A 10,772-nucleotide genomic window follows, 5' to 3' on the forward strand; every position below is an offset into this window, starting at 1 on the left:
CGTCAGGACAAGCGGCCGGATTCGGCGAGGAGGGCGAGGACGGCCGAGACCCGTGGGTTGCTCGAGGTGTCGTGCTCGATCCCGAGTGCGGCGTAGATCGCCGTGAGGTGGTTCTGGACGGACTTCTCCGCGATCCCGAGCCTGGTCGCGATCCCCGTGTTCGAGCGACCGGTCGCGAGCAGCTGCAGCACGGCGTACTGCCGGTCGGTGAGCGACTCGAGACTCGACCCCGCTCTGGGCCGGGTCCGGTCGATGAGTTCGGGATCGAGCATCGTCTCGCCACGTGCGGAGACCCGGATGGCCTCGAGGAGGATCTCGCGCGTGAGCGACGAGGTCTTCGACAGGTAGCTCCACCCGTCGCGGACGTCCGCCGGCATCTCGAGCAGCATGTCCATGAGGTCGTAGGCGGACAGCAGGACGACACCGAGGCCGGGTTGCGCCCGGCGGAGGGAGACGCCGAGGCTCACCCCGTTGCCGTCGGGCAGCTCGATGTCCATGGTCAGCACGTCCACCGTTCCCGGGAGGAACAGCCTGCGGGCCTCGGCGACCGTACCGGCACGCCCGACGAACTCCACGCCTGGCGCCCCGTCGAGCAGCTCGGCGAGCATGCCGCCGAGCAGCGGCTGATCCTCGATCACGCCGACACGCAGCGGCCTGGTGGTCGCGGCGTCCGTCGTCGCGTCACCGACCGTGGACAGCGCGGCGGGCGAGGGGTCGGAGTGCGACTGGTGGTGCATGTTCCGAGTATCCCGGATCGACCGGGGAACGACCGAGGGGGAAGCTCCCGAACGACCGCACGTCGATGTCGGCGGTGGCGCGCACGGCAGGTCAGAATGGAGCCATGACCCAGGAGGCCCGGACCGCTCGCGCTGAGCGCTGGAGCGACAGCCGGGCGTTCATCACGGCCAGTGGCGCCATGGCCGCGGTCTTCGGACTCGCGGTGTCCTTCCAGAGCGTCTACATCTACACCTGGGTCGCCCCGGGCGGGACGCGTGGCATGCTCGCCGAACGGGTCACCGCCAACCTCGTCTCGTTGAGCGCGGCGATCCTCGTGCTCGCACTCCTGCTGTGGTCGAGGTGGGGGCCGTCGCTCCACGAGTGGTGGCGCCCGAAGGTGCTCGCGGGTGTCCTCCTCGTGGCGATGCTGACGGGGCTGCTGCGAAGCGGACTCCAGCTCCTGCTGGGCGTGTACCGCGACCCGAGCCTGCAGACGGTCCTCGTCGAAGCCGGGACGACGACGCTCGCCCTGGCGGTCTGCGCGACGTTCGGGTTCAGCCTCAGTGCCGCCCGGCGACGCGCCCGCGAGGAGGAGCGCGCGCACGCCGATCAGCGACACCGGGCCGACCTCGCCCTCCAGTCCCTGCAGGGTGAGGAGCTGCGGGTGAAGCGGGAGGTCGCGGAAGGCCTGCACGGCACCCTGCAGCAGCACCTCGTCCTCATCAGCGCCCAGCTCGCATCCGTCACCACGGCACTCGAGCAGGGCGGCCCGGACGTCGGGTCGGATGCGGCCAGGACCCTGCGGTCGCTCGGCGAGGAACTCCGCACCGTGCGCGAGCGCGACGTGCGCGAACTCAGCCGGCTCCTGTCACCGCCGCTGCTCGAGGTCGGGATCGCACCGAGCATCCGCGCGATCCTGCAACGGCTCCCCCCGTCGATCACCACCAGTCTCGACGTCTCGCCGGACTTCCGGCTCCTCGACGACCCGATCGACAACGTCTTCACGACCGCGGAGCGCGCGGTCGTCGTCCGCACGCTCGAGGAGGGCGTGACGAACGCGCTGACCCACGGGGCGGCCGACCGACTCGTCGTGGACCTCCGGGTCTCGTCGCCCGCCACCGAGCGGCGAGGGACGATGGCGGGCGCCGTCGAGCTGCGCGTCGTCGACAACGGCTCCGGTCTCCGCGACGACGCCGAACCGTCCGGCGGCCTGCTGCAGCTGGATCGACGGGCCGGCGCGTTCGGCGGGTCCCTCAGGGTCGGCCCGGCACCCGACGACGAGACCGGCGGCACCGTCCTGACGCTGACGATGCCCTACCGCTCGCCGGCGATCCGCTGAACCGGATCAGGCGGTCGAGGTCTCGGTCAGCAGTTCGCGGACGCGCGGGACGACCGCGGAGCCGTACAGACCGATGCTGTCCATGAGGTGCTCGTGCGACAGCGAACCGTTGCTGATCTTCAGATCCACGCGGGACAGCCCCAAGCCGTCGACCGCGGTCGCGACCTTCCGTGCGACCGTCTCGGGCGAACCGACGAACAGCGCACCCTCCGGGCCGGCCTCCTGCTCGAAGTGCCCGCGCGTCATCGGGCTCCAGCCCCGCTCGCGGCCGATCCGGTCCATCATCGCCCGGTAGTGCGGCCAGAGCTGCTCCTGCGCGAGCTCATCGGTCTCGGCGATGTGGGCGGGCGAGTGCATGCCGACGGGCTGGGTCGGCAGCTGGAACTGCGCGAGTGCGCGGTGGTAGAGGTCGACGAAGGGGGCGAACCGCAGCGGCCCACCGCCGATCACGGCCAGCATCATCGGCAGGCCGTATCGAGCGGTCCGCACGACCGACTCGGGGCTTCCGCCGACACCGACCCACGTCTTCAGCTTCCCGTGCTCCACCCGGGGGTAGACCGACTGCTCCCGGAGCGGCGCGCGCGTCTTGCCCGACCAGGTGACCGGTTCCTGCTCGAGGAGGGCGACGAACAGCTCGAGCTTCTCCTCGAAGAGCTCCTCGTACTGCGACAGCTCGTACCCGAAGAGCGGGAACGACTCGGTGAAGGATCCGCGGCCCAGGATGGCCTCGGCCCGCCCTCCGGAGATGCCGTCGAGCGTCGCGAACCGCTGGTAGACCCGCACCGGGTCGTCGGAGCTCAGCACCGTGACCGCGGATCCGAGATGGATGCGCTCGGTGCGGGCCGCGATCGCCGCCAGCACGACCTCGGGTGACGAGACCGCGAAGTCCTCGCGGTGGTGCTCCCCCACGCCGATGAAGTCGAGGCCGACCGCCTCGGCGTGGACGCCCTGCTCCACGACGTTGCGCAGGACCTGCGCCTGGGACAGTGGCGCGCCGTCGGCGTCGACCGTGACGTCACCGAAGGTGTCGATGCCGAACTCGAGGGGTGTGGTCATGGGGTTCTCCAACGTCGTGTGGCTCGCCGCGAGCTGTCACGGCGATTGTATGTGTTTGCATACATATCGGTGAACCCCGTCACTCCGACGGGTATTCCCGATCCACCCAGGGTGGCAGAACCGGACGCCGGCTGGGAGCGCCTTCTCAGCCGTCCCTGGCAAGCTGGAAGACCTGCACCCCGAGCCTTGGAGCCCCTGTGTCGCCGCGCCGCCTCTTCCGCCTGATCGCGATCGCCGAGGCGATCACCTGGACCCTGCTCATCATCGGGATGATCCTCAAGTACGTCACGAAGACGACCGACCTCGGCGTGAGCATCGGTGGCGCGCTGCACGGCTTCGTGTTCCTCGTGTACGGCGCGACGGTCCTGCTCATCGGGATCAACCAGCGCTGGCCCATCGGCACGATCCTCGTGGGCCTCGTGAGCGCCGTCGTCCCGTACGCGACCATCCCCTTCGACCTCTGGGCGGACCGCACCGGCCGACTCGACGGGGCGTGGCGCCGCGAGGCGGGCGCCGACCCGCGCGACCAGCGCGTGCTCGACCGCCTGACGCGCTGGCTCGTCCGACACCCGATCCTGCTCGTGGTCGTCGGCGGCCTCGTGGTCGTCGCCGTCTTCACGGCCCTGCTCGTCGTCGGGCCGCCGGTCCCGAAGGGCTGATCGTCAGGGTCCCTGCGGACCGCCGGGGCCAACCCCTACGCTCAGCCGAGCAGCTCGACCAGATCCCGCGTGATCTCGGAGCGGGCCTCATCGGTGGAGATCGTCGCCGTACCGTCGCCGGGCTGCACCCCGTAGTCACCGAAGCTCGCGTGGTTCGCCCCCTCGATCTCGATCATCGTCGCGTCAGCGGGCAACCGGACGCGCGCGTCGGCGACCTTCTCCGGGGTACTCAGTCCGTCGTCGCTCCCCGCGAGGCTCAGCACCTCGAGGGAGGAGCCGGAGAGGTCGTTCGCGCAGTAACTCCCGAACAGGACGAGACCCGTCACTGCGGGATCCTCCGCGAGCTGGCAGGCGCGCACCCCACCGAGTGAGTGGCCACCGACGAACCAGGTGTCGACGTCCGGGGCGGCGGCGGTGAACGTCTCCAGCGGCCGTTGGTCGAAGAACGCCAGGTTGAGCGTCGGCTTCGTGATGACCACGGTCACGCCGGCCTCCTCGACGACGCCGGACAGCTTGTACAGGTAGGCGTACGGGTCGACCTTCGCCCCGGGGATGAAGACGAGACCGGTACCGGAGGCAGGACGCTCGGCGTCCGCGGTCGGGGCGAGGACCACGGCGTCGCCGACGTCGGTGACGGAGACCGCGGGGTCCTCCCACACCGCGAGTGCGGCGGGACGGGTGCCCTGCATGACGATCTGGGTCCAGACGACGAACCCGAGGACGACGACGAGCACCGCACAGAGGATTCCGATGAGGATCGGCTTCAGCCGCCCCGCCCGCCGTGGTCGGCCAGGGTGCTCGGTCACATCGCTCATGTCGTTCCTCCACGCTCGGCGCCCCGCGAGGATCACGGCGGACCGGCTCCCTCCAGTATCCCAAACCCGGCCCGGCGCGCGTCGGTCGCGAGCCACGCTGCTGCCCGCTGGGCGCTCGAGTCCCGGTCGCGCTGTCAGGCGATCGGCCTATGCTCGACGGGTGACCACCACTCGCACGAAGCACCCCACCGGGCCGTCGATGACGATCGGCCTCATCACGCACCCGACGAAGAACATCGACGACTCCGTCCGCATCCTCCGCTCATGGCAGCTCGAACACGGCGCGCGCCTCGTCGGACTCCGCGCCGAGGCCAACCGGCTCGGCGACGACGTCGAACTGCTCGACGAGGACGCCTTCGCGTCGTCGGTCGACGTCGCCGTGGCGATGGGCGGCGACGGCACGATGCTCGGGGCGATGCGGCTGCTCGCCGGCCGGTCCGCACCGGTGCTCGGCGTCAACTACGGCAACGTCGGCTTCCTCGTGGAGGTCGAACCGGCCGCACTCGCGGAGGCGCTCCAACGGGTCAGCGACAACGAGTTCTCCCTCGAACCGCACCACGGCCTCGAGGTGACGATCACCACCGGCGAGCAGGTCGCCCATCTCCTCGCCTTCAACGACGTCTCCATCGCCCGGCGCCCGGGAACCGGCGTGGTCATGGCCGACCTCGCCGTGGACGGCACCGCCTACGGGTACTTCAAAGCCGATGCGATCGTGATCGCCACCCCGACCGGATCGACCGCCTACAACTACGCGGCCGGCGGACCGGTGCTCTCCCCCGCCGTCGCCGCCACCGTCGTGACGCCGGTCGCCCCGATGTCGGGCATCGACCGCTCCTTCATCCTCGGGCCGGCGGAGCGCCTGCAGTTCTCGATCGGGACGGCGACCAAGCAGGCCGCCGTCGAGATCGACGGCCAGGTCCTCGCCGATGTTGCAAGTGGCGCGGTCGTGACCGTCCGGCTCGTGCGCGACGCAGCCAACGTCGTCCGTCTCGACCCGAGCCGGCACTCGCGCAAGGGCCGGATGAAACTCAGCCTGCTCGACCTCCCGTTGCGGCGCGATCAGCTGCTCGACCTCGTTCCACCGGACATCCGCGCGCGCGTCGAGCGTCCGTCGCGGGTCCGCCGGACGCGGAGCAAGCCGGCCGACCCCTCGCACTGAGTCCCGCGCCCGCCCGCAGCGCGGCGCCGGGGCGGGGCGGGGCGTCACGACGTCGGCAGGACGACCCCGATCGGTTCGCGCTTCTCCGCCTGGAAGCGGTCCTCCGTGCGTCCGTAGGCCCAGTACCCGGACAGAGAGAGCTGGGAGCGGTCGAGCCCTCGTTGGGTGAGGAACACCTCGCGCAACGCCTTCATCGACTCCCGCTCGCCATGGGCGAAGACCTGCACGCGTCCGTCGGGCCACGGGTGTCCGCTGATGGCGGTCGCGAGGAGCGCGGCCGTCGATTCGTCGCGGGCCGCACGGCCGACCCAGATCAGCTGCACCCCGGCCGGGTGGTCGAGGTCGACGAGGTCGTCCCGGCCACCGATCTCGAGGAACGCGAGCCCTTTCGCGTCCGCCGGGAGCGCCTCGAGGGCGGCGGCGATCGCGGGGATCGCCGACTCGTCGCCCGCGAAGAGGTGCCAGTCGGCGGTCGGGTCGGGTCGGTAGGCACCGCCGGGTCCGGCGAGCACGACGCGGTCTCCCGGCTGCGCGGCAGCGGCCCACGGGCCGGCGATCCCCTCATCGCCGTGCACCACGAAGTCGATGTCCATGGTGCCCGCCGCCTGGTCCACGCGTCGCACCGTGTAGGTGCGGGTGACCGGGAGGTCGGCGGGTGCCAGCGTCTCGCGGAGCGCCGCGAGGTCGTACGGCGGCTCGAGGCCGAGTTCGGGCTTGGCGAAGGAGATCTTCACGTAGCTGTCGGTGGCGTCCTTGGGCTGGAAGTCGGCGAAGCCGGGACCGCCGAGGGTGAGGCGCACGAGGTGCGGTGTGACCCAGGAACTGCGGACCACCTCGAGGATGATCTGTGGACGTGGGGCTCGAGGTCGCGGTGTCGTCGTCATGATTGTCTCCATTCTGCCGCCCATCGGACGGTCTCGGCATCCCCGATCCCGCTGTCATACTTGAGGGATGGCTACGACCGCAGGCTGGTACCCGCACCCCGACGACCCGACGAAGGAACTCCACTTCGACGGCGAGACCTGGGGCGACTCGAGGGTGCTGCGGTTCCAGCGGGACAAGCCGTCGCAGGCCGAAGCCGCGGGCTGGTACCCGCACCCGACCGACGAGGAACGCCAGGTCCACTTCGACGGACGAGCGTGGACGGACACGCGGGTGTTGCAGCTCAGCGGCGGCGCTTCCGGTGACGGTGGGCAGGCGCCGGTCTACGTGTCGCCCGCCGAACTGCCGGCACCGGAACGCGAGAGCCGTGCCTGGACGATCACCAAGGCCGCCCTGTCGTTCGGGCCCATCGTCGCCATCGCGGTCGTCGGCGTGCTGGCGATCGTGAGCGGCAACACCGGGGGCTGAAGGCACCCTCCACGACGACGAAGAGCGCCCCGCCGAACCGGCGGGGCGCTCCTCGTGTACATGGGTCCTACTTGGCGGCGACGGCCTCGGGGGTCGCGATCGACGAGGCGAGCACCTCGTCGAGGCCCGCGGACGCCTCTTCGTCCGTCATCGACTGCGCGAGCGCGAGTTCGGAGACGAGCACCTGGCGCGCCTTCTGGAGCATGCGCTTCTCGCCGGCCGACACGCCGCTGTCCTGGTCGCGACGCCACAGGTCGCGGACGACCTCGCCGACGCGGTGGACGTTACCACTGGCCATCTTCTCCTGGTTGGCCTTGTACCGACGCGACCAGTTGCCGGGCTCCTCGACGAACGGCTCGCGGAGCACGCCGTAGACGGCCTGGACGCCGTCGTGGTCGATGACGTCGCGCACACCGACGAGGTCGGCGTTCGCGATCGGCAGCTTGATGGTGAGCTCGGACGTGTGCACGCGAAGCGTCATGACGTCCTGCTCGACACCCTTGATCGTCACCTTCGACAACTCGGTGATGGTGACCGCTCCGTGGTGCGGGTAGACCAGGGTCTCTCCAACGATGAACTGCATGGTTCCTCTTCTCTTCTCAGGTCGTCACCGGTACTCGCGCACCGGCGTCGTCGTGCTCCGGCGGTTCAGCGGCCGGATGGTTCGGGGGTCGGTGGTGGCGGTGACGCGCCGACGGGTCGTTCGTCGAGCAGCCAGGCGGGCAGCAGGGCGACCAGGGCTTCGACCAGTTCGTCGTCCGAGACGTCGATGCGTCCGCGGCGCCAGCCGTCGACGAGGGAGAGCGTGCCACCGGCGACATAGGCGGAGACCAGGCCCGCCGGGATGCCGACCGGGACCTCGGTGCGCTCGAGCAGCGAGCCGATGAGGTGGTCGGCGTGCTCGCCGACGAGGTCGTCGAACGCGCTGCGGGCGACGGGGAGCTCGAGCACGCTCGAGTAGAGCGGTGCGTCTTCGAGGAGCTGGGCGACGAGGCGTCGGTAGGCTTCGCGGGCGCGCTCGGCGCTGCCCAGCGACTCCCCGGCGGGACGCACCGAGACACCGGACGCGGCAAGGCCGGCGAACTGCACCCGTAGGTAGGCCGCGGTGAGGTCGTCGAGGCTGGAGAAGTGTGCGTAGAACGAGCTGCGGCTGATGCCGGCGACCCGGACGATGTCGCCGACGGACACCCGTTCCGGCCGACCGGCGAGGATGGTGGCGACGGCGTCGAAGATCGTCTGCCTGGTGCGCTCGGCACGTGGGTCGCCCGTCACTCGGAGGACGGGAGCGAAGCGCTCGACGCGCGACGGCGGAGCGGGACGTTCAGTGGTGGACTGCTCGACACCGAGGGCGGGAACTCCTGATGTGCGAGGCATTCCCACCAGTGTACCACGACTTCTCGGACAGCTGTCCGAGACAGGTGTCGGCTCGGGGACCGAAGCGGTGCGGACAGACGTTTCCCGGTCACTGAGCTTGTCGAAGTGCCCACGAGGAACCCTTCGACAGGCTCAGGGACCGAAACGTTCACGGTGAACTTCTTCCGGTCACTGAGCTTGTCGAAGTGCCCACGAGGAACCCTTCGACAGGCTCAGGGGCCGGAAACGGTCAGAACGGTGCGGGATCCGGTTCGGTCCGATACTGCTTCCCGTCGGGTGTCGTCCAGTCGAGGACCCCGCCCGGCCGATGCTCGAGGTCCCACCCGGGGAGGTGCTTCATCCGGTGGTGATGTCGACACAGGCAGGCGAGATTGCCGACATCTGTCGTCCCGCCGTCCTCCCACGCGACCGAATGATCGAGGTCGCAGGCCCGGGCTCGCCTGCCGCAGCCCGGTGCCCGACAGGTGCCGTCCCGGAGGCGGACCGCGCGTTGCAGATCGGCCGGGAACGCGGTACTGATTCCGCCCGACGGAGAGGACCGCGCCGGTTTCCGGCTGGACGAGGATCCGGGTGAAGCTGGGCGCGTTCACCGCGATACGTGCGGCGGTCTCCGGGTCGATCGGGCCGTAGCCGTCGAGGGTGGCCGGGGCGTCGCTGACACCGGCCATGCTCAGCGCCGGGACGGTGATCTGCACGGTGGGCTTGATGTGCTCCTGCACCTCGATCGGGTGCGGGAGCACCGGGCTCGACATGACGTCGTCCGGGGTCACGCCGGTGAGCGCGAGCGCCGCGAGGGCGTCGGCCTGCAGCTGCGCGCACGTGCGGGTGTCACCGGCCTTGCGCGATTCCGCGGCAGCCGCCTCGACCCGCTCGATGATGCCTTGCGCGATGGGTGCGGTGGTGAAGAGGTGCACCCAGGCCATGCCGTCGGCTGCGGGTTCGAACTCGACCCGGCGGTCAGCCTCGGAGCGGACTGCGCGGGCGGTGATGGATTCGGGGTGGAGGCGCTCGCGCAGGACGCGGGCGCGCGTGCGGAGGCCAGCGGCGGTCGTGCGCTCGGCGACTGGCAGGACCTGGTCGAGGAACACCGCCCGTCCCGCGGTCGGGACGTCACAGAGCTGGTCGGTGATCACCTGCGCATGCCGCGCCGAGATCCGGCCGGCCTCGAGCGACGCGAGCACAGCCGGTGCGTCATTCACGAGGCGTTCGGCGTCGTTCGTCGCAAGCTGGACCGTCCGCTCCGGCATCCGGGTCGCCATCGCGAGGGCCGCACACGTCGACCGGCGGGAGAGCGCCTGACGTTCAGCCGGCGGGAAGATCGCCGGGACCGTGGCGTCCGCGAACGCGTCCGCGTAGGCGGCGGAGCGGGCCAGGAGGCGCGCCTTCCGCGCGTCCAGGACGGCCTGCTGCCGGTGGATCTCCGCCCACTCGTCCGAGAACTCCGCCAGCTGCGCGGCGTACTCGTCGCCAGCGCGGATCGCGGCGGCGGGGGTGGTCTCGGTCATGGAACAAGTTCACCATGGACCACTGACATTCCAGATGCCGAGTCGACCGGTCGGGAAGTTGCTCGTGGCCCTTCGACAAGCTCAGGGACCGAAAGAGAGATACCGGCTTCGCGGGGTCTCTGGCGCGCCCTTCGACAGGCTCAGGGACCGGAGAGGGTTGCTCGGCGAACGGAGTGAATGCGAGTGCACCTCTCCCGGTCACTGAGCCTGTCGAAGTGCCTACGCGAGCCCTTCGACAAGCTCAGGGACCGGAGCGCCTTTCGGGACAGGACCGCTCCCCCTCGCCGGGCTTGTCCAGGTGGAAGTGTTCCCCGGCTACGCGGCTGCCGGGGCGGCGATGTTCACCATCCAAGCGACCCCGAAGCGGTCCTGCACCATGCCGAAGGAGTCGCCCCAGGGGGCCACGCTCAGCGGCTGCTGGACGGTGCCGCCATCCGAGAGCCGCTCGAAGTACTCGCGGAGTCGGGCCTCGTCGGTGTCCGGCCCGCTCAGCGACATCGAGAAGTTGCTGCCCTCGCGATAGTCCATGTGCTTCGGGGTGTCCGACGCCATGAAGACCACACCAGCATCACCCGTGAGCTGGGCGTGCATGACCAGATCCAGCTCGTCCGGTTCGACCTCGGCACCGAAGTCACGGAAGGTCGAGAGCAGCAGCTCGCCGCCGAAGACCCCCTGATAGAACTCCATCGCCTCGCGGGCTGTCCCGCGGAAGCCGAGGTACGGGTTGAGCGTCGTCATGATCGTCCCTTTCGCCTGGGCGGGCGCATCGTCGCGCTCGTCTCGCGATCATTCTCACGC

Annotated in this window: 12 protein-coding genes; 4 read left to right on the forward strand and 8 right to left on the reverse strand. The window is 70.3% G+C overall.

The annotated features are described in order from the left end of the window. Window positions 1-2: 2 nt before the first annotated feature. Complete coding sequence (locus AC5JOC_RS11810; protein ID WP_079706041.1) at window positions 3-737, reverse strand: response regulator transcription factor; 735 nt, start codon at window positions 735-737, stop codon at window positions 3-5. 104 nt (window positions 738-841) lie between these two features. On the opposite strand from AC5JOC_RS11810, the gene AC5JOC_RS11815 reads away from it, so the two are divergent. Next, window positions 842-2,056: a sensor histidine kinase gene (locus AC5JOC_RS11815; protein WP_494246460.1), complete on the forward strand. Its 1,215-nt coding sequence runs from the start codon at window positions 842-844 to the stop codon at window positions 2,054-2,056. A gap of 6 nt (window positions 2,057-2,062) precedes the next feature. On the opposite strand, the gene AC5JOC_RS11820 is transcribed toward AC5JOC_RS11815, so the two are convergent. Continuing rightward, a complete protein-coding gene (locus AC5JOC_RS11820; protein WP_194600463.1) occupies window positions 2,063-3,112 on the reverse strand; it encodes an LLM class flavin-dependent oxidoreductase in 1,050 nt (349 codons plus the stop codon). Between the two features lie 197 nt (window positions 3,113-3,309). Here AC5JOC_RS11820 and AC5JOC_RS11825 point away from each other — a divergent pair, with 197 nt between their 5' ends. Beyond that, complete coding sequence (locus AC5JOC_RS11825; protein WP_079706044.1) at window positions 3,310-3,771, forward strand: DUF3817 domain-containing protein; 462 nt, start codon at window positions 3,310-3,312, stop codon at window positions 3,769-3,771. A 41-nt stretch (window positions 3,772-3,812) separates the two neighbouring features. Here the strand turns inward: AC5JOC_RS11825 and AC5JOC_RS11830 are convergent, their stop codons facing one another. Next, window positions 3,813-4,586, reverse strand: coding sequence for an alpha/beta hydrolase (locus tag AC5JOC_RS11830; RefSeq protein ID WP_079706045.1), 774 nt, complete (start codon window positions 4,584-4,586; stop codon window positions 3,813-3,815). A 160-nt stretch (window positions 4,587-4,746) separates the two neighbouring features. On the opposite strand from AC5JOC_RS11830, the gene AC5JOC_RS11835 reads away from it, so the two are divergent. Further along, window positions 4,747-5,745, forward strand: a complete 999-nt coding sequence (locus AC5JOC_RS11835; protein WP_236555474.1) for an NAD(+)/NADH kinase — start codon at window positions 4,747-4,749, stop codon at window positions 5,743-5,745. A gap of 44 nt (window positions 5,746-5,789) precedes the next feature. Here the strand turns inward: AC5JOC_RS11835 and AC5JOC_RS11840 are convergent, their stop codons facing one another. Further along, window positions 5,790-6,629, reverse strand: coding sequence for a siderophore-interacting protein (locus AC5JOC_RS11840; protein WP_124769423.1), 840 nt, complete (start codon window positions 6,627-6,629; stop codon window positions 5,790-5,792). Between the two features lie 67 nt (window positions 6,630-6,696). On the opposite strand from AC5JOC_RS11840, the gene AC5JOC_RS11845 reads away from it, so the two are divergent. Beyond that, window positions 6,697-7,095 carry a hypothetical protein gene (locus AC5JOC_RS11845; RefSeq protein WP_274500006.1) on the forward strand — a complete coding sequence of 133 codons (399 nt, stop codon included), beginning with the start codon at window positions 6,697-6,699 and terminating at the stop codon, window positions 7,093-7,095. Window positions 7,096-7,162: 67 nt separating this feature from the next. On the opposite strand, the gene AC5JOC_RS11850 is transcribed toward AC5JOC_RS11845, so the two are convergent. The 4 genes from AC5JOC_RS11850 to AC5JOC_RS11865 all read right to left on the reverse strand — a co-directional run bounded on the left by AC5JOC_RS11850 (window position 7,163) and on the right by AC5JOC_RS11865 (window position 10,712). Continuing rightward, a complete protein-coding gene (locus AC5JOC_RS11850) occupies window positions 7,163-7,678 on the reverse strand; it encodes a CarD family transcriptional regulator (protein ID WP_064296128.1) in 516 nt (171 codons plus the stop codon). A 65-nt stretch (window positions 7,679-7,743) separates the two neighbouring features. Further along, window positions 7,744-8,469 (reverse strand): TetR/AcrR family transcriptional regulator, encoded by a 726-nt coding sequence (locus AC5JOC_RS11855; RefSeq protein ID WP_124769425.1) that lies wholly within the window; start codon window positions 8,467-8,469, stop codon window positions 7,744-7,746. Between the two features lie 212 nt (window positions 8,470-8,681). After that, window positions 8,682-9,974 carry a DUF222 domain-containing protein gene (locus AC5JOC_RS11860; RefSeq protein WP_494246461.1) on the reverse strand — a complete coding sequence of 431 codons (1,293 nt, stop codon included), beginning with the start codon at window positions 9,972-9,974 and terminating at the stop codon, window positions 8,682-8,684. A 315-nt stretch (window positions 9,975-10,289) separates the two neighbouring features. Continuing rightward, the gene (locus AC5JOC_RS11865; RefSeq protein ID WP_194718772.1) at window positions 10,290-10,712 is read right to left on the reverse strand and encodes a VOC family protein; all 423 of its coding nucleotides are present in this window, start codon (window positions 10,710-10,712) and stop codon (window positions 10,290-10,292) included. Window positions 10,713-10,772 lie beyond the last annotated feature (60 nt).

The sequence above is a fragment of the Plantibacter sp. genome (assembly GCF_059073635.1).

Excerpts from the sequence above, each read along its gene's own strand:
- AC5JOC_RS11860 (WP_494246461.1), bottom strand. The coding sequence starts at position 9,974 with ATGACCGAGACCACCCCCGCCGCCGCGATCCGCGCTGGCGACGAGTAC.
- AC5JOC_RS11815 (WP_494246460.1), top strand. The coding sequence starts at position 842 with ATGACCCAGGAGGCCCGGACCGCTCGCGCTGAGCGCTGGAGCGACAGC.
- AC5JOC_RS11855 (WP_124769425.1), bottom strand. The coding sequence starts at position 8,469 with ATGCCTCGCACATCAGGAGTTCCCGCCCTCGGTGTCGAGCAGTCCACC.
- AC5JOC_RS11845 (WP_274500006.1), top strand. The coding sequence starts at position 6,697 with ATGGCTACGACCGCAGGCTGGTACCCGCACCCCGACGACCCGACGAAG.
- AC5JOC_RS11840 (WP_124769423.1), bottom strand. The coding sequence starts at position 6,629 with ATGACGACGACACCGCGACCTCGAGCCCCACGTCCACAGATCATCCTC.
- AC5JOC_RS11830 (WP_079706045.1), bottom strand. The coding sequence starts at position 4,586 with ATGAGCGATGTGACCGAGCACCCTGGCCGACCACGGCGGGCGGGGCGG.
- AC5JOC_RS11820 (WP_194600463.1), bottom strand. The coding sequence starts at position 3,112 with ATGACCACACCCCTCGAGTTCGGCATCGACACCTTCGGTGACGTCACG.
- AC5JOC_RS11810 (WP_079706041.1), bottom strand. The coding sequence starts at position 737 with ATGCACCACCAGTCGCACTCCGACCCCTCGCCCGCCGCGCTGTCCACG.
- AC5JOC_RS11850 (WP_064296128.1), bottom strand. The coding sequence starts at position 7,678 with ATGCAGTTCATCGTTGGAGAGACCCTGGTCTACCCGCACCACGGAGCG.
- AC5JOC_RS11865 (WP_194718772.1), bottom strand. The coding sequence starts at position 10,712 with ATGACGACGCTCAACCCGTACCTCGGCTTCCGCGGGACAGCCCGCGAG.